Origin of the sequence: Actinotalea sp. JY-7876 (assembly GCF_014042015.1) — a bacterium.
Lineage (GTDB): Bacteria > Actinomycetota > Actinomycetes > Actinomycetales > Cellulomonadaceae > Actinotalea.
The window spans coordinates 2,383,557-2,400,823 of the sequence record NZ_CP059493.1; the positions used below are offsets into that span (position 1 = coordinate 2,383,557).

Sequence of the window (17,267 nt, forward strand, 5' to 3'; positions counted from 1 at the left end):
CTAGGTGCCCCACGGTGTCACCGATACGCTGGCCGTGCCCACCGCACGGGCGCCCGGCCGACGCCCCGACGTCCGGCCGAGCCGCGGCAGCGGGCACCGGGCGTCGCCCGGGACGTCGCGCCGGCAACGGTCGCGCGTGAGAGGTCGCACACGAGAACGCGCACCCGCCGGGTGCGCACAGGAGGTCCCAGTGCCCGACGAGCGTTCGCTCTTCCCCGTCGTCATGCGCGGCTACGACCGGGTCCAGGTCGAGCAGCGCCTGCAGGCGCTCGAGCAGCAGCTCAGCGAGGCGCGGGCGCAGGTCGAGCAGCTCGACTCGCGCGCCATGCAGGTCGCCGGCGAGCTGTCCGAGGCGCACCGTCAGCTGCGCGAGGCGGAGCGGCCGACCTACTCGGGTCTCGGCTCGCGGATCGAGCAGCTGCTGCGCTCGGCCGAGGAGCAGTCCTCCGACGTCATGGCCCAGGCGAACGCGGAGGCGTCCGACGCGCTCGCGCGCGCCAAGCTGGCCGCGGGGCAGCTGCGCGCCCGCGCCGAGAACGAGGTCGCCGAGATGCTGGCGACCGCCCGGCGCGAGGCCGAGGAGGAGCGGACGACCGCGAGCGCCGAGGCGCAGAGCACGCTGGCGGCGGCCCAGCGCCGCGCCGAGGAGCTCGTCGGCTCCGCCGAGCGCGAGGCGGCCCGCATCTCCAGCGCCGTGCGGACCGAGGAGAACGAGCGCCGCACCGGGCTCGAGCGCGAGCTCGGGACGCTGCGCGCGACGGCCGAGCGCGAGACGACCGAGCTGCGGGTCTCGACCGAGCAGGCCGCCGCCGAGCTGCGCGCGACGACGCAGGCCGACACGACGCGGGAGCGCGAGGAGGCCGAGCGCTACGCGCAGGACCTGCGGGCGTCCGCCGATGCCGACACGACGGAGCTGCGTCAGCGCACCGAGGCCGAGACCGCCGCCCTGCGCGCGGACGCCGAGCAGTACGCGGCCGCGCTGCGGACGCAGGTCCAGACGGAGACGGCCGAGCTCCAGGCCACCACGCAGGCCGCCGTCGCCGCCCTGCGCGCGGACGCCCAGGCGTACGCCGACAACGTGCACGCCGTCACCGACCGCGAGGCTCGCGGGGTGCTGCAGCGTGCCGAGACCGAGGCCACCGCGCTGCGCACCGAGGCCGACCAGTACGCGGCCTTCGTCCGGGCCACCGCGGACCGCGAGGTCGCGGAGCAGCGCTCGGCCGTCGCCGACGAGCTCACGGCTCGCCGCAACGCCGCGGCCGAGGAGGTCGCAGCCGTGCGCGCGGAGGCCGAGCTCTACGCGACCGAGCTGCGCGCCGAGGCCGAGCGCGAGACCACCGAGCTGCGCGAGACCACCGAGCGGCTGGTCACCCAGCTGCGCGCGACGGCGGAGCGGGAGACGACCGAGCTGCGCGAGACCACCGAGCGCGAGACCACCGAGCTGCGCGCCGCGACGGAGCGGGAGGCGACCGAGCTGCGCGAGCGCACCCGCCTCGAGGTCGACCGGCTGCTCACCGAGGCCCGCCGGACCGCCGCCGAGCTCACCACCACCGCGACCGCCGACGCCGACGCCATCCGCGAGCAGGTCCGGCGTCTGCTGGCCGACGCGGAGGTCGACATCGCGACGCGCCGCGAGGCGGCCGAGCGCGCCGACGCCGAGCGCCACGAGGCCGCCCGTGAGGCGACCGAGACGCTCGTCCGCGACTCCGAGGCCCACGCGGCCGAGGCGGAGCAGCGGGTCGCGCACGCGCTCGAGCAGGCCGAGAAGATCCGGCGCGACGCGGACGCGCACGCCAAGGACCTGCTGGCCAACGCCCGCCGCAACGCGGACCGGGTCGTCGCCGACGCCCGCGAGCACGCCGAGCGCACGCTGTCGGAGGCGATGACCGAGGCCGAGCGCGAGCGCACGTCCGCCGCCCGCCAGGTCGAGGACCTCCACCGCCAGCGCGAGTCGATCACCTCCTACCTGGACGAGCTGCGCAACCTGCTGGGCCACGACCGCGCCCCCTCGCGCGTCCTGCTCGAGCAGGCCGACGACGTCGAGGCCCGGTTCGCGGCGCAGGGCGTGGCCGTGGCCGCCGGCGAGCTCGACGCGGAGCCCAGCGCCGCCGAGCTGGTCGAGGCCGAGGTCGTCGAGGCCGAGCTGATGGACGAGGAGGTCCTGGACCCCTCGCTCGAGGCGACGCTCGACGCGGAGGCCGCGGCGGCCGCGCCGGCGGACGACGCGCCGGGTGGTGCCGACGCCGCCGGTGACGACGCCACCAGTGACGCCGACAGCGACGACGCGGACGGGCGCGACGGGTCGGGCGACGACGCCGAGGCGGTCGCCGGCCGCGGTGCGGCGAACGCGTCGCGCGCGAACGGCTGAGCCGTGGCCGACGACGCCGCCGCGTGGCGCGACCAGCGCAGCGAGGCGGCCGCGGCGCACGCCGCGGAGCTCGAGCGCCGGCGTGCCGCGGAGTCGGCGCAGGCCCGTGCCATGATCGCCCGGTTCGTCGCCGAGGCACGTGAGCGCGGGGTCGCCCCCGTGCCGCTGCGCGCGCGCAGCTACGACGGCCAGAGCCGGTACCGGACGCCCCTGAAGGGCTGGTACCTGCGCCGCAACGAGTCCGTCGCGGTGGGCACCGACGGCGAGTTCTACGTGCTCACGGTCCCGGGCAGCCTGCGCGCGCTGCTCACCGGAGCGACGCCGGAGCCCAGCGACCCGCCGCTCGTGCTCGGCAAGGGCGCGCGCGACGGCGAGTCGATCGACCTCGCCGACGCGCTCGCCATCGCGCTGGGGACCGCGAGCCGCTGACCGCCCGCGGCGCCGTCTCAGGCCGCGGCGTCGGCCCGCTGGGCGCGCGCGAGCAGGCCCTGCAGGGCCGAGGCGACCGGCTCGGGGCTCTCGTTGCTCGTCATGTGGCCGGCGCCGGGGACGACGACGAGGCGCGCGTCAGCCAGGGCGTCGACCATGTGCTGGGCGGCGGCGACGGGCGAGAGCTCGTCCTCCTCCCCCACCACGACGACCGCCGGCCCGGCGTAGGCGCGCAGCGCCTGCGTGCGGTCCGGGCGCGCCGCCATGGCCTCCTGCGCCCAGGCCAGGCCGAGCGGACCCTGGTCGCGGGTCCAGCGCTCGAGCCGCTCGGACAGGTCGGGCCGCGTGACCCGGTTGGTGGCCCCGAGCAGCGTGGTGCGCATGCCCAGGACCCGGTCGACGCGCATCTCGGCGCGGACCTGCGCGGCGACCTCGAGGCGCGTGCGGCGGGCGGCGTCGTCGTCGGCGGTCGCCTTGGTGTCGATCAGGCCGAGGCCCGCCACGAGGTCGGGGTGGCGCTCCACCAGGGCCATCGCGACGTAGCCCCCGAGGGACAGACCGGCGACGACCGCGCGCTCGACGCCCTGCCCGCGCAGCGCCGCGGCGACGCCGTCGGCCATGACCTCGAGCGACGGCGCCGGGTCGGCGCCGAGCGCCTGCGCGACGTCCGGCCCGGACGGGGAGGCCCCGAAGCCGGGCAGGTCCACCGCGAGGACGGTCGGCTCGCCGGGCAGCAGGTCGGTCACGTCGTGCCACATCCGGTGGTCCAGCGGGAAGCCGTGCAGCAGCACGAGCGGGAGCCGCCCCGGTACCCCTCGGCGCAGCGCGTGGACCCGGGGCATGCCGTCCGTCGTCATGGTCTCGTCCTCCTGGTGGTGGTCAGCGGGTCTCGTCGTCGGAGTCGGCGGACTCGACGGGGCCGTCCCACGTGTCCGGCAGCGGCGGGTGGCCGGGGAGCACGTGCTGCACGATCTCGTCGAGCACTCGGCGGACCGCGGCCTCGCCCACCCACAGGTGGCGCGCCCCCTCGACGCCGATGACCTCGGCCTGGCGCACCGCGGCGAAGCGTCGGCGCGCCTCGTCGGGCCGCAGGTAGTCGTCGAGCTCCGGAACCAGCACGACGAGCGGCTTGCCGAACGCGTCCCAGGCGGCCAGGTGCTCGTCGGTCGCCCGGTGCAGCGGCGGAGACAGGAGCACGGCGCCCTCGATCGAGGGGTCCGCTCCGTGCATCAGCGCCAGCTCGGTGCCGAACGACCAGCCGACGAGCCACCGGTTCGGCAGGTCGTGGAACTCCGCGTACTCCATCGCGGCGACGACGTCGAAGTGCTCGCCCACGCCACCGTCGAACTCGCCCTGCGAGCGCCCGCGCGGGCTCGACGTGCCCCGCGTGTTGAAGCGCAGCACGGCGATGTCGGCGAGCGCGGGCAGCCGCCAGGCCGCCTTGCGCAGGATGTGGGAGTCCATGAAGCCGCCGTGCGTGGGCAGCGGGTGCAGCGTCACCAGCGTCGCGGCCGGCGGGCGGTCCAGCGGCAGCGCCAGCTCTCCGACCAGGGTCAGGCCGTCGCCGGTGTGCAGCTCGATGTCCTCGCGGCGTGCGGGCAGGACGCTGAGCGCGCGGATCGGCGCGGGGGTCTCGGTGCTCATCACGCCCGAGCCTATCGACGCGCGCGCGCCGGGGCGCGCGGCGTCCGCCCTCAGCCCCGCAGGAGCCTCTCGAGGACGCGGGCCACGCCGTCGTCGTCGTTCGACCCGCACACCTCGTGCACCGCTGCCAGCACGTCCGGGTGCGCGTTGGCGACGCCGAACGCGCGCCCGGCCCACCGCAGCATGGGCAGGTCGTTCGGCATGTCCCCGAACGCCCACACCTCCTCCGGGCGCACCCCGCGGGCCGCCGACCACCGCGCGAGCGTGGCGCCCTTGGTCACGCCGGGGCCGGTGATCTCGGCCAGCCCGGACGCGCCGGAGTCCCCGAGCACGGCGCGGCCCGCGAGCACGGCGTCCACGCGCGCGACGAGCTCGGCGTCCGGCACGGCGGCGCAGCGCGCGAGGAGCTTGCCGGTCGCCCCGTCGAGCACGCTCTCGACGCGCTCGCCGAGGACCAGGTCGTCCGGCCCGGGACGGTCGTCCGGGAACCCGCGCTCGGCGGCGAAGCCATCGACGCGCTCGACCGCGAACACGACCCCGGGCAGCGCGGCGCGCAGGTCCGCCACCAGCGCCAGGACGACGTCGTCGGGCATCGTCCGCGACTCCAGGACGGTCCCGGTCGCCGGCTCGTAGACCACGGCGCCGTTGAGGCACAGGACCACACCGTGCCCGCCGACCGCGTCCGCGACCACGTCGAGCCAGCGCGGCGGGCGCGCCGTGACGAAGACGACGTCGACCCCGGCCTCCTGGGCACCGCGCAGCGCCGCGGCGGTCCGCCGCGAGACCGAGCCGTCCGTGCGCAGCAGGGTGCCGTCCAGGTCGGTCGCGACGAGCCGCGGCGTCACCGGCGCCGCCCGCGGTGCTCCCAGCACGCCGTGTGCCAGTGCCGGCGACCCTCGACGGCCGCCTCGGCCCCCAGGAGGTCGTCGCCGCGCCACACGACGACGTGCGGCGTGCCGGCCGGGACGTCCTGCCGGCACCCGGGGCACACGTAGGTGCGCCCCGGGCTGCCGGTCACGCGCTGGACGACCCACTCGCCGTCGGACCCGGACTCCGTGCGCCGACCGCCGCGCACGCGGTCGACGTCGAGCTCGGGATGGTCCTGGCCCCAGGGGCGCTTGCCGGACCTGCGTCCGCGCGGCACGGCAGCGACCTCAGGCGAGGTCCGGCGCGCTCTCGACCGGCGGCAGCGCGTCGGTGCGCAGGAGCTCGCGGTACCAGTAGGCCGAGTCCTTCCAGATGCGCTCGAGCGTGTCGTAGTCGATGCGCACGATGCCGAAGCGCCGGTGGTAGCCGTAGGCCCACTCGAAGTTGTCCATGAGCGACCACACGAAGTACCCGCGCACGTCGGCGCCCGCGTCCATCGCCTCCCCGACGGCGTCGAGGTGGCGGTAGATGTAGCTCACGCGCTCCCCGTCGTGGACGCGGCCCTCGGGCGTCACGACGTCCTCGAACGCCGCGCCGTTCTCGGTGATCATCAGCGGCAGGTCGGGGTAGGTCGTGGACAGCCCCACGAGGAGCTCGGTCATGCCCGTCGGGTCGATGTTCCAGCCCATGGCCGTGTAGGGCCCCGGCTGCGGCAGGAACTCGACCGTGTCCGCGCCCGGCCAGGCCGTGGCGACGGAGGTGCCGTGCCCGTCGTTCATCGACTTCTCCACGCCCTCGGGCACGCGCCGCACCCGCTGGGTCGAGTAGAAGTTCACGCCCAGGACGTCGAGCCCGGTGTGCGTGGTCTCCAGGTCGCCGTCCAGCACGAACGACCAGTCCGTCAGGTGCGCGGTGTCCTTGAGCAGGTCCTCCGGGTAGTGGCCGTCCAGGACCGGGTTGAGGAAGGCGCGGTTGGCGAGCGCGTCGATCTGGCGGGCCGCGTCGCGGTCCTCGGCCGACGTCGGGTCGTCCGGACGGGCCACGTGCAGGTTGAGGGTGAGCGAGAGCGTGCTCGCCTCGCCCAGCACCTCGCGGACCGCTCGGCCGCCGAGGCCGTGGGCCAGGTTGAGGTGGTGCACGGCCGCCAGCGCGTCGACCTCGCTCGTGCGACCCGGCGCGTGCACGCCCGAGCCGTACCCCAGGTAGGACGAGCACCACGGCTCGTTGAGCGTCGTCCAGACCTTCACCCGGTCGGCGTAGGTCTCGACGATCGTGCGGGCGTAGTCGCCGAAGCGCAGCGCGGTGTCACGCGCGGGCCAGCCGCCCGCGTCCTCGAGCGGCTGCGGCAGGTCCCAGTGGTACATCGTCACCACCGGGTCGATGCCGGCCTCGAGCAGGTCGTCGATGAGCCGGGAGTAGAAGTCGAGGCCCTTCGGGTTGAACGCACCCGAGCCCGTGGGCTGGATGCGGGGCCACGCGAGCGAGAACCGGTAGGCGTCCAGGCCCAGGTCCTTCATCAGGGCGATGTCCTGCGCGGTGCGGTGGTAGTGGTCGGCCGCGACCGCGCCGCTGTGCCCGTCGAGCGTCTTGCCGGGCGTCGCCGCGAAGGTGTCCCAGATGGACGGACCGCGCCCGTCCTCGTCCGCCGCACCCTCGATCTGGTACGAGGCGGTCGCCGCGCCCCAGAGGAAGTCGGAGGGGAACCTGCGGCCCGATGGCGTCGTCGTCATGGGGCCACATCCTGCCGCGGTCGAACCGATTCGGCACCCCACGTCCACCAGCTGGGAGCGTGCTCACCCACCCGCGGACCCGCCCGCCGGGCGCCCGGCGCGGAGCACCTCGACCGGGCGCAGCTCCGCGTCGACCACCAGCACGTCCGCGCGACGGCCGGCCTCCAGCGCGCCCAGGTCGGGGCGGCCGAGGACCGCCGCCGGCGTGGTCGCGGCGGCCCGCACCGCGTCCGCGAGGGGCACGCCCGCGCTCACCGTCGCGCGCACGACGTCGAGCAGGTGCGCCGTGCCGCCGGCGATCGCGTCGCCGTCGGCGAGCCGGGCGACGCCGCCCGCCACGCGGACCGCCATCGGGCCGAGCTGGTAGGTGCCGTCGGGCATGCCCGCTGCCGCCATGGCGTCGGTGACGAGGGCGACCGAGCCCGGTCCGACCATCGCGAACACCGAGCGCACCGTCGCGGGCGCCAGGTGCACGTCGTCGGCCACCAGCTCCACGACGGCGGCCCCGCGGGCGGCCGCCGCGAGGCAGGCGGCGACGGGCCCTGGATCGCGGTGGTGCAGGGGACGCATGCCGTTGAACAGGTGCGTGACGGTGGGCCGGGCGGACCGGCTCCCGGGAGACGCGAGGGCCTCGACCGCCTGTGCCAGCCCCGCCTCGACCAGCTCCGCCGGTGCGTCGGTGTGCCCGAACGAGGGCACGGCTCCCACCGCGGCCAGCGCGCCGACGGCGGACTCGCACTCGGGCGCCGAGTTCGCGGCCCGGGCCGTCAGGACGCCCGGGACCTCGGGCGCCACCGTCATGGTCGCGAGGTGGCCGCGCGCCGTCTCGGCGACCGCCCGCACCAGGTCCGCGTCACCGGGCACCATGAGCCGGGGGTCCTGGGCGCCGCACCGGGCCGCCGACAGGAACGGGCCCTCGAGGTGGATGCCGGCCAGCTCGCCCGCGTCCGCGGCGTCCGCGAGCAGCGCCGTGCGCTCCAGCAGCGTCGCGGCATCCGCCGTGACGAGCGAGGCGACCAGGCTGGTGGTGCCGTGCCGCAGGTGCTCGTGGGCGGCGGTCAGCACCTGCGCCGCGTCCGTCGCGTCCGGGAAGCTCGCTCCCCCGCCGCCGTGGCAGTGCAGGTCGACCAGGCCGGGCAGGATCGTGTGCACGGTGCGCACGCGGGCCCCCGGGGCCAGGACGTCGCCGGCCTGCGCCCACGGTCCGACCCACCCGAGCCGGTCGCCGGCGATGACGACGACGCCGTCCTCGAGCACGGCGTCGGGCAGCACGACCCGGCCGCGCAGCGCGAGCCGGGGGTCCTGCGGGGTCAGGGGTTCGGTCAGCGGCACGGTGGTCACGTCCTCAGTGTGTCGTGGTCACGGGGCGAGTCGCTCGACGACCCACGCACCGGCCTCGCGGCGGTACCGCAGCCGGTCGTGCAGGCGCGAGGCGCGGCCCTGCCACAGCTCGACCGTCACGGGCACGACGCGGAACCCGCCCCAGTGCGGCGGCACGGGCACCTCGGTGCCCGGGGGCCAACGCAGCGCGAGCTCGGCGAACCGGCCGTCGAGCTCGGCCCGGTCCGCGAGCACCGTCGACTGGGCGCTGGCCCACGCCGCGACCTGCGACTCGTGCGGACGGCTCGTGAAGTAGGCGGCGGTCTCGGCACGGTCGACCTCGTGCACGTCCCCGCGCACCACCACCTGCCGGTCCATCTCGAACCACGGGAAGGTCAGCGACGCCCGGGGGTTGTCCAGCATCTCCCGGCCCTTGCGCGAGCCGCGGTGCGTGAACAGGACGAAGCCCCGCTCGTCGACACCCTTGAGCAGCACGGTGCGGCTCGACGGGGTCCCGTCCGGCGCCGCCGTGGCGAGCACCATGGCGTTGGGCTCGGCCAGGCCCGCGGTGACGGCGTCGTCGAACCAGCGCAGGAACTGCGTCACGGGGTCGGGCGCGACGTCCGCCTCGTCGAGCCGGGAGCGCTCGTAGCTCCGGCGCAGCGCGGCGAGCCGGGCGCGCCGCTCGGCGTCGATCCGGCCGACCTCCGGCGCGCCCTCCGGGCCGTCCATCGCCGGCCCGTCAGAACAGCCGCGCGGCGACGTCGTCCATGCCGCGCAGCGCCTCGTAGTCGAGCACGAGGCACGCGATGCCGCGGTCGCGGGCGAGCACGCGCGCCTGCGGCTTGATCTCCTGGGCGGCGAAGACGCCGCGCACGGGGGTCAGGTGGGGGTCCCGGTTGAGCAGCTCGAGGTAGCGCGTGAGCTGCTCGACGCCGTCGATGTCGCCCCGCCGCTTGATCTCGACCGCCACGGTGCCGCCCGAGGCGTCGCGCGCGAGGATGTCGACCGGGCCGATCGCCGTCGGGTACTCGCGCCGGACCAGCACGTGGCCCTCGCCCAGGACGTGGATCTGCTCCGCGAGCAGGGCCTGCAGGTGGGCCTCGACGCCGTCCTTGACCAGGCCCGGGTCCACCCCGAGGTCGTGCGCCGAGTCGTGCAGCACCTCGTGCAGCTCGATCTCGAGCCGGTCGTCGGACTTGGTGTGCTGCACGTGCCAGACCTGCGTGACACCGCGCGCGGCCGCCTCCTCGTCCGGCGCGACGACGGCGAGCGAGCACGGCGGGCTCATCCAGTTGAGCGGCTTGTACGACCCGCCGTCGGAGTGCAGCAGCACGCTGCCGTCGGCCTTGACCACGAGCAGGCGCGTGGCGAGCGGCAGGTGCGCCGAGAGGCGGCCGGTGTAGCGGGCCGCGCACGACGCGACGACGAGACGCATCAGATCACCCTCCCCACCGGTCGCGGGCCGGACTCGAGCCAGGACACCAGGCCGGCGCACGCGGGCGCCGAGATCAGCAGCTGGAACCGCTCACCCTCGTGCTCGCAGTGCAGCAGCAGCTGCTGCTGACCGAGGTCGTCGACGGCGTCGAGCGGCACGCGCTCCACCAGGGTCAGCGTCGCACGGGACCATGCGCGGGCGGGGCGGGGCGCCAGCGACAGGGTCCGCCACCAGGACAGCTGTGTCGCCCCGTACTGCGCCGTTCCCGCGACCCACCCACGCCCGTCCTCGCCCCGCACCAGGCACGGGAACGAGCCGACCCGTCGCGACAGCGTGCGCTGCCGCGACAGGTACAGCCCGACCGGCACGGCCGCGACGAGCAGGAGCGCACAGACGCCGAGCAGCGCGCCGAGCAGCTCCACCGCGGGCGTGCCTCAGCGGCCCGTCGCGGAGCCGGCCTCGGTGTCCTCGGCCGTGTCCACCACGACGGTCACCCGGTCGGTGTCGACGGACAGGAAGCCCGAGTCGATGCGCACCGCGCGGACCGCGCCCTCGACCGAGGTGATCCGGACCGTGCCGGGCCGCAGCACCGTGAGCACGGGCGAGTGCCCGGGCAGGATGCCGATCTCACCGTCGGCCGCCGGGGCGCTGACCATGCGGGCCTCGCCCGACCAGACGCTCCGGTCGGCCGCGACGAGGTCGACGTCGAGGCTGGCCACGTCAGCCGATCTCCTTCTGGATGCGGGCCCAGTTGCGCTCGAGGTCCTCGAGGCCACCGATGTTGAAGAACGCCTGCTCCGCGACGTGGTCGAACTCGCCGTCGGCGATCTTCGTGAAGGCCTCGATCGTCTCGCTCAGCGGCACGGTCGAGCCGGGCACGTTGGTGAACTGCGTCGCCATGTACGTGTTCTGCGAGAGGAACTGCTGGACGCGGCGTGCGCGCGAGACGACGACCTTGTCCTCCTCGGAGAGCTCGTCGACGCCGAGGATCGCGATGATGTCCTGGAGCTCCTTGTTGCGCTGCAGGATCTGCTTGACCCGGACGGCGGCGTCGTAGTGCGCCTGGCCGACGTAGCGCGGGTCCAGGATGCGCGAGGTCGACGCGAGCGGGTCGACGGCCGGGTACAGGCCGCGCGACGCGATCTCGCGGGAGAGCTCGGTCGTCGCGTCGAGGTGCGCGAACGTCGTCGCGGGCGCCGGGTCGGTGTAGTCGTCGGCGGGGACGTAGATCGCCTGGAGCGACGTGATCGAGTGACCACGCGTCGAGGTGATGCGCTCCTGCAGCTGACCCATCTCGTCCGCGAGGTTCGGCTGGTAGCCGACGGCCGACGGCATGCGGCCGAGCAGCGTCGAGACCTCGGAGCCCGCCTGCGTGAAGCGGAAGATGTTGTCGATGAAGAGCAGCACGTCCTGCTTCTGCACGTCGCGGAAGTACTCCGCCATCGTCAGGGCGGACAGCGCGACGCGCAGGCGCGTGCCCGGCGGCTCGTCCATCTGGCCGAACACGAGGGCCGTCTGCTTGATGACCCCCGACTCGGTCATCTCCTCGATGAGGTCGTTGCCCTCACGCGTGCGCTCCCCCACCCCGGCGAACACAGACACACCGTTGTGGTTGTTGGCGACGCGGTAGATCATCTCCTGGATCAGGACCGTCTTGCCGACGCCGGCGCCGCCGAACAGGCCGATCTTGCCGCCCTGGACGTACGGGGTGAGCAGGTCGATGACCTTGATGCCCGTCTCGAACATCTGCGTCTTCGACTCGAGCTGGTCGAAGGCCGGGGGCTTGCGGTGGATGGGCCAGCGCTCGGTGATCTCGATCCGCTCGCCCTCCTTGGCGTTGAGGACCTCACCGGTCACGTCGAAGACGTGGCCCTTGGTCACGTCGCCCACGGGCACGCTGATGGGGGCGCCGGTGTCACGCACGACCGCGCCGCGGACGAGGCCGTCGGTCGGCTTGAGCGCGACGGCACGCACGAGCGAGTCGCCGAGGTGCTGGGCGACCTCGAGCCGCAGCGTGCTCGTGCCCTGGCCCGCGGCCGAGAGGTCGATCTCGACCTCGAGCAGGTTGTACATCTCCGGGATGGCGTCGGTCGGGAACTCGATGTCGACGACCGGGCCGATCACCCGGGCGACCCGACCCGTGCCGCTCCCGCCCGTGGCGGACGCCGCGGTGTCGGTCGTGGTGGCAGTCATGTCTCTCTCGCTTCGCTCGACCGGGAGCGGGCCCCGGTGGGTTGGTGCGTGTACGTGCATTGTGACCCGGCGTCGCCGGGTCGGTGCTCAGGGCCTACGAGGCCAGCGCGTCGGCGCCGGACACGATCTCGCTGATCTCCTGGGTGATCTCCGACTGGCGGGCCTGGTTGGCGAGCCGGGTGAAGGTGCGGATGATCTCCTCGGCGTTCTCCGTCGCGGTGTGCATCGCCCGCTGCCGGGACGCCAGCTCCGAGGCCGCCGCCTGCAGCAGGAAGCTGTAGATGCGGCTCTGGATGTACCGCGGCAGGAGGGCGTCGAGGACCTCCTCCGGGGAGGGCTCGAACTCGTAGAGCGGCAGAGGCTCGTCCCCCGGCTCGGCCACGCCCTCGACGACCTCGAGCGGGAGCATCCGCACCACGCGCGGGGTCTGCGTCACCATGTTGACGAACTGCGTGTAGACCACGTGCAGCTCGGCGACGCCGCCGTCGGCCTCCTCCGAGAGGAAGGCGCTGAGCAGCGTGTCCGCGATCTCCTGCGCCGTCTCGGCCGTCGGCGCGTCGGACGCCCCGGTCCACTGGGCCGCGATCTCGCGGTTGCGGAACGAGTAGTACGACACCGCACGGCGGCCCGTGACGTACAGGACCACCTCCCGCCCCTCGTCCGTGAGCTGCTGGATGAGCCGCTCGGCCTCGCGGATGACGGACGCCGAGTAGGCGCCTGCCATGCCGCGGTCGGACGTCATCAGGAGCACCGCGACGCGCTTGACGTCGGGACGCTCCGTGGTGAGCGGGTGGTCCACGCCCGCGTGGGTCGCGACGGCCGATACCGCCCGGGTCAGCGCCCGGGCGTACGGCGTCGCGGCGGACACGCGTGCGCGGGCCTTGCCGATGCGCGAGGCGGCGATGAGCTCCATCGCGCGGAAGATCTTCTTCAGCGACTGGGTCGACCGGATCCGCTGCCGGTAGACGCGCTGCTGACCGGCCACCTCAGCCCCGCTTCTGCTTGACGATCTGCTCCTGCTCGATGTCCGCCTCGAGGTCGCCATTGATGGGCGTGTCGACCACGGGCGCGTCCTTGCCCGCCTGGAAGCCGGCGGCGAACTCGTCGATCGCGGCGGCGAGCGCGGCCTCCGTCTCGTCGCTCAGCTGCCCCGTCTCGCGGATCGTGGTCAGGACGTCACCGTTGCGGCGCAGGTGGTCGAGCATCTCCCGCTCGAACCGGCGCACGTCGGACAGCGCGACGGAGTCGAGCTTGCCCTTGGTGCCGGCCCAGATGGACGCGACCTGCTCCTCGACCGGGTACGGCGAGTACTGGGGCTGCTTGAGCAGCTCCATGAGGCGCGCGCCACGCGTCAGCTGCTGGCGCGAGGCGGCGTCGAGGTCGGACGCGAACATCGCGAACGCCTCGAGCGAGCGGTACTGGGCGAGGTCGATCTTCAGCGTGCCGGAGACCTTCTTCATCGCCTTGACCTGCGCCGCGCCACCGACGCGGGACACCGAGATGCCGACGTCGACAGCGGGCCGCTGGTCCGCGTTGAACAGGTCCGACTGGAGGAAGATCTGGCCGTCGGTGATCGAGATGACGTTGGTCGGGATGTAGGCCGAGACGTCGTTGGCCTTGGTCTCGATCATCGGCAGACCGGTCATCGAGCCGGCACCCAGCTCGTCGCTGAGCTTGGCGCAGCGCTCGAGCAGACGGGAGTGCAGGTAGAAGACGTCACCGGGGTACGCCTCGCGGCCCGGCGGGCGGCGCAGCAGGAGCGAGACCGCGCGGTACGCCTCGGCCTGCTTCGACAGGTCGTCGAAGATGATCAGGACGTGCTTGCCGTCGTACATCCAGTGCTGGCCGATGGCCGAGCCGGTGTACGGGGCGAGGTACTTGAAGCCGGCCGGGTCGGACGCGGGGGCCGCGACGATCGTCGTGTACTCCATCGCGCCTGCGTCCTCGAGCGCGCCGCGGACGGACGCGATGGTCGAGCCCTTCTGGCCGATCGCGACGTAGATGCAGCGGACCTGCTTGTTGGGGTCGCCGGACTCCCAGTTGGCCTTCTGGTTGATGATCGTGTCGATCGCGATCGCCGTCTTGCCGGTCTGGCGGTCACCGATGATCAGCTGACGCTGGCCACGGCCGATCGGGATCATCGCGTCGATGGCCTTGAGCCCGGTCTGCAGCGGCTCGTGCACGCTCTTGCGCGCCATGACGCCGGGCGCCTGGAGCTCGAGCGCGCGGCGACCCTCGGTCGCCACGTCGCCGAGACCGTCGATGGGCTTGCCGAGCGGGTCGACGACCCGGCCGAGGTAGCCGTCGCCCACGGGCACGGACAGGACCTCGCCGGTGCGCCGGACCGTCTGGCCCTCCTCGACGCCGGTGAACTCGCCGAGGACGACGACGCCGATCTCGCGGACGTCGAGGCTGAGCGCGAGCCCGAGCGTGCCGTCCTCGAACTCGAGCAGCTCGTTCGCCATCGCGCCCGGGAGGCCCTCGACCTGCGCGATGCCGTCGCCGGCCAGCGTGACGCGCCCGACCTCTTCGCGAACCGCACCCTGGGGCTCGTAGGACTTCACGAAGCTGTCCAGAGCGGCCCGGATCTCCTCGGGCCTGATCGTCAGCTCAGCCATGGTCTCTCTCCTGTCGTTGACCCCCTGTGGGGTCGTCTACGTCCTGCGTGGGCCGCGGGCGGCCCGTGGGGGTCAGCCGGCGAGCCGGCGTCGTGCGTCGTCGAGGCGGGCGAGCACCGTGGAGTCGACGACCTCGTCGCCGACCTGGACCCGCATGCCGCCGATGACCTGGGGGTCCACGGAGACGTTGAGCTGCACGGGACGCCCGTAGGCGCGCTCGAGCAGCCCGGAGAGCCGCTCCGTCTGGGCGACCGTCGGCGGGACTGCGACGAAGACCGCCGCGACCAGCCGCTGGCGGCGTCGTGCGGCGAGCCGCCCGACGAGCCCGAGCAGCACCGTGACGGACCGGCCGCGCGGTGCGACCGCGAGCCGCTCGACCGCCTGGAGCGTCTGCGCGGAGACCTTGCCGCCGAGGAGCTGTCGCACGAGCGCGCCGCGGGCGCGCGGCGCCGCCGCCCGCTCCGTGAGCGCCCGTCGCAGGTCGCGCTGACCGACGAGCGCGCGCTCGAAGCGGAACAGCTCGTCCTCGACCTGCTCCAGCCGGCCCTCCGCCTGCGCCGACGCGAGCAGCGCGTCGAACGCGGCCTCCTCGAGCGCGTCGACGAGGTCCGACTCGGCCGACCACCGGGCGCGCGCGAAGGCCGCGACGGCCTCCACCACGCGCTCGTCGACCTTGCCGCGCAGGAGACCCTGCACGAGCGCGGCCTTGTCGTCGGCCTGCCGTGACGGGTCGCTCAGCGCACGCCGCAGCGAGCCGGACGAGTCCAGCGCGTCCACGACGGCGAACAGCTGCGCGCCGAGCGCCGACGCGTCCGTCCCCGCAGCCCGCAGCACCGGCTCGAAGCCGGTCGCCACGCGCTGCGCCGACGAGGCACTCGTCCCGCGCATCAGCTGTCCTGGACCCGGGAGGCCGACGCCGTGGCGCCTGCGACCGTGCTGGCCTCGAGGTCGTCGAGGAAGCGGTCCACGACGCGCGTCTGGCGCGCCGAGTCGGCGAGGGACTCGCCGACGATGCGCGAGGCGAGCTCGGTCGCGAGCGTGCCGATCTCGGCGCGCAGCGAGACCGCGGCCTGCTGGCGCTCGGCCTCGATCTGGCGCTGCGCGTTCTCGAGGATCCGCGCCGCGTCGTCCGACGCCTTCTGCCGCAGCTCGGTGACGATCACGGTGCCCTCGGCGCGCGCGTCCTCACGGATGCGCGCGGCCTCCGCACGCGCCTCGGCCAGCTGTCGCTGGTACTCGGCGAGCGCCTCGGCCGCCTCGGCCTGAGCGTTCTCGGCGCGGGCGAGCCCGCCCTCGATCTTCTCGGTGCGCTCGTCCAGGATCGCCGTGAACTTCGGCAGGACGAGCTTGTAGAAGCCGAACGCGATGATCGCGGTCGCGACGAGGGACCAGATGATGTCGTAGTCGGCGGGGATGAGGAGGTTGATCCCCTCGACCTCCTCGCCGGGCTCGGCGGCGAGCAGCGTCGCCGCCTCGAGGACGGCCTTCATCAGAAGAGGAAGCCGGTGACCAGGCCGAGCAGCGCGAGCACCTCGACGAAGGCGACACCGATGAACATCGTCGTCCGGAGCTGGCCGGCGACCTCGGGCTGGCGGGCGATGCCCTCGAGCGCCTTGCCGATGAGGATGCCGAGGCCGATGCCCGGGCCCAGCGTGCCGAGGCCGTAGCCGATGGTCGCGACGTTACCGGTGACCTCGGCGAGCGTGGTGGTGTCCACTAGGGGTGTTCCTTCCGTGAGGCGCCCGGTGGCCCGGGCGTCGTGTCGGTACCCACGCGCTGACGGCGGGGGCTCGTGGGGGTGGGGCTCAGTGCTCTTCCTCGACGGCCATGTTCAGGTACACGGCGGCGAGGAGGGCGAAGATGTAGGCCTGCAGGGCGGCGACCAGGATCTCGAAGAGGGTGAAGGCCACCCCCGCGGCGAGCGACATGGCCGAGAAGGCCTTCATCGCGCCGGACGCCTCGAAGAGGAAGAAGTGCGTGGCACCGAAGCAGAGCACGAGGATGAGGTGCCCGGCGATCATGTTGGCCGTGAGTCGCAGCGCCAGCGTGGCCGGCCGGAAGACGAACACCTGGAGCGCCTCGATCGGCGTCACGAGGACGTACAGGAACGGCGGCAGCCCCGGCGGGAACAGGTTGTTCTTCAGGTACCCGCCGACGCCGAACTTCCGGACACCGACCGCGAGGTACATGACGTAGACCCACGCGGCCAGGACGAGCGGCATCCCGATGAGCGACGTGCTCGCGATGTTGAGGAAGGGCACGACACCGGTGAGGTTCATCGCCAGCACGGCGAAGAAGATCGTCGTCAGCATCGGCAGGAAGCGGCGGGCGTTGTGGCCCAGCGTCTCCTCGGCGATGTTGACGCGCACGAAGTCGAGGAGCATCTCCGCGACGTTCTGGCCCCGGCCCGGCACGAGCTTCGCGCGGCGCGCGGCGAGCACGAACACGGCGACCAGGACGGCCGTGACGACCAGCCGGACGAGGATGATGCGGTTCATCTCGAAGGGCGTGCCCTCGAAGAGGAACGAGGCCGGGAAGAACTCGGCGATCGACGGCGGGTGGAACCCGCCGCCCTCACCGGAGGCGGCGAGCAGCGGGTTCGTCGCGACGGTGAACAGGGCGCACTCCCCGGGTCTCGGGTGCAACGGGAACTCGCTGTG

The 17,267-nt window shown here is 74.1% G+C and carries 19 protein-coding genes; 2 read left to right on the forward strand and 17 right to left on the reverse strand.

The window, feature by feature from the left end; translation table 11 throughout:
• Positions 1-190: 190 nt before the first annotated feature.
• Both H2O74_RS11080 and H2O74_RS11085 read left to right on the forward strand, forming a co-directional pair.
• The gene (locus H2O74_RS11080) at positions 191-2,368 is read left to right on the forward strand and encodes a hypothetical protein (protein ID WP_182111638.1); all 2,178 of its coding nucleotides are present in this window, start codon (positions 191-193) and stop codon (positions 2,366-2,368) included.
• Between the two features lie 3 nt (positions 2,369-2,371).
• The gene (locus H2O74_RS11085) at positions 2,372-2,797 is read left to right on the forward strand and encodes a hypothetical protein (protein WP_182111639.1); all 426 of its coding nucleotides are present in this window, start codon (positions 2,372-2,374) and stop codon (positions 2,795-2,797) included.
• Positions 2,798-2,814: 17 nt separating this feature from the next.
• Here the strand turns inward: H2O74_RS11085 and H2O74_RS11090 are convergent, their stop codons facing one another.
• The 17 genes from H2O74_RS11090 to atpB all read right to left on the reverse strand — a co-directional run bounded on the left by H2O74_RS11090 (position 2,815) and on the right by atpB (position 17,252).
• Positions 2,815-3,654, reverse strand: coding sequence for an alpha/beta fold hydrolase (locus H2O74_RS11090; protein ID WP_255491572.1), 840 nt, complete (start codon positions 3,652-3,654; stop codon positions 2,815-2,817).
• A 22-nt stretch (positions 3,655-3,676) separates the two neighbouring features.
• Positions 3,677-4,441 (reverse strand): alpha/beta hydrolase, encoded by a 765-nt coding sequence (locus tag H2O74_RS11095; RefSeq protein ID WP_182111640.1) that lies wholly within the window; start codon positions 4,439-4,441, stop codon positions 3,677-3,679.
• Positions 4,442-4,491: 50 nt separating this feature from the next.
• On the reverse strand, positions 4,492-5,313 hold the full coding sequence (locus tag H2O74_RS11100) for an HAD family hydrolase (protein WP_255491574.1): 822 nt from the start codon (positions 5,311-5,313) through the stop codon (positions 4,492-4,494).
• On the reverse strand, positions 5,283-5,585 hold the full coding sequence (locus tag H2O74_RS11105) for a hypothetical protein (protein ID WP_182111641.1): 303 nt from the start codon (positions 5,583-5,585) through the stop codon (positions 5,283-5,285). Before H2O74_RS11105 ends, H2O74_RS11100 begins: the two co-directional genes overlap by 31 nt.
• Before the next feature lie 10 nt (positions 5,586-5,595).
• Positions 5,596-7,038, reverse strand: a complete 1,443-nt coding sequence (locus tag H2O74_RS11110) for a GH1 family beta-glucosidase (RefSeq protein ID WP_182111642.1) — start codon at positions 7,036-7,038, stop codon at positions 5,596-5,598.
• Between the two features lie 63 nt (positions 7,039-7,101).
• Entirely contained in the window at positions 7,102-8,379 is a 1,278-nt protein-coding gene (locus H2O74_RS11115) for an N-acetylglucosamine-6-phosphate deacetylase (RefSeq protein ID WP_255491575.1), read from the reverse strand.
• Between the two features lie 18 nt (positions 8,380-8,397).
• Positions 8,398-9,090 (reverse strand): pyridoxamine 5'-phosphate oxidase, encoded by a 693-nt coding sequence (gene pdxH, locus H2O74_RS11120; protein ID WP_182111643.1) that lies wholly within the window; start codon positions 9,088-9,090, stop codon positions 8,398-8,400.
• 10 nt (positions 9,091-9,100) lie between these two features.
• The gene (nucS, locus tag H2O74_RS11125) at positions 9,101-9,796 is read right to left on the reverse strand and encodes an endonuclease NucS (RefSeq protein WP_182111644.1); all 696 of its coding nucleotides are present in this window, start codon (positions 9,794-9,796) and stop codon (positions 9,101-9,103) included.
• Complete coding sequence (locus H2O74_RS11130; RefSeq protein WP_182111645.1) at positions 9,796-10,218, reverse strand: DUF2550 domain-containing protein; 423 nt, start codon at positions 10,216-10,218, stop codon at positions 9,796-9,798. The genes nucS and H2O74_RS11130 overlap by 1 nt, the downstream gene beginning before the upstream one ends.
• 12 nt (positions 10,219-10,230) lie before the next feature.
• Complete coding sequence (locus H2O74_RS11135; protein WP_182111646.1) at positions 10,231-10,515, reverse strand: F0F1 ATP synthase subunit epsilon; 285 nt, start codon at positions 10,513-10,515, stop codon at positions 10,231-10,233.
• A gap of 1 nt (position 10,516) precedes the next feature.
• Positions 10,517-11,989 (reverse strand): F0F1 ATP synthase subunit beta, encoded by a 1,473-nt coding sequence (gene atpD, locus H2O74_RS11140; RefSeq protein ID WP_182111647.1) that lies wholly within the window; start codon positions 11,987-11,989, stop codon positions 10,517-10,519.
• A 94-nt stretch (positions 11,990-12,083) separates the two neighbouring features.
• Positions 12,084-12,974: a F0F1 ATP synthase subunit gamma gene (locus H2O74_RS11145; protein WP_182111648.1), complete on the reverse strand. Its 891-nt coding sequence runs from the start codon at positions 12,972-12,974 to the stop codon at positions 12,084-12,086.
• A gap of 1 nt (position 12,975) precedes the next feature.
• Positions 12,976-14,607 carry a F0F1 ATP synthase subunit alpha gene (gene atpA / locus H2O74_RS11150; protein WP_182111649.1) on the reverse strand — a complete coding sequence of 544 codons (1,632 nt, stop codon included), beginning with the start codon at positions 14,605-14,607 and terminating at the stop codon, positions 12,976-12,978.
• A 72-nt stretch (positions 14,608-14,679) separates the two neighbouring features.
• Positions 14,680-15,495 (reverse strand): F0F1 ATP synthase subunit delta, encoded by an 816-nt coding sequence (locus tag H2O74_RS11155; RefSeq protein WP_182111650.1) that lies wholly within the window; start codon positions 15,493-15,495, stop codon positions 14,680-14,682.
• Entirely contained in the window at positions 15,495-16,097 is a 603-nt protein-coding gene (locus H2O74_RS11160; protein WP_182111651.1) for a F0F1 ATP synthase subunit B, read from the reverse strand. The genes H2O74_RS11155 and H2O74_RS11160 overlap by 1 nt, the downstream gene beginning before the upstream one ends.
• Positions 16,097-16,324, reverse strand: coding sequence for an ATP synthase F0 subunit C (atpE, locus tag H2O74_RS11165; RefSeq protein WP_182111652.1), 228 nt, complete (start codon positions 16,322-16,324; stop codon positions 16,097-16,099). The genes H2O74_RS11160 and atpE overlap by 1 nt, the downstream gene beginning before the upstream one ends.
• 88 nt (positions 16,325-16,412) lie before the next feature.
• Entirely contained in the window at positions 16,413-17,252 is an 840-nt protein-coding gene (atpB, locus tag H2O74_RS11170; protein WP_255491576.1) for a F0F1 ATP synthase subunit A, read from the reverse strand.
• Between the last annotated feature and the right edge of the window lie 15 nt (positions 17,253-17,267).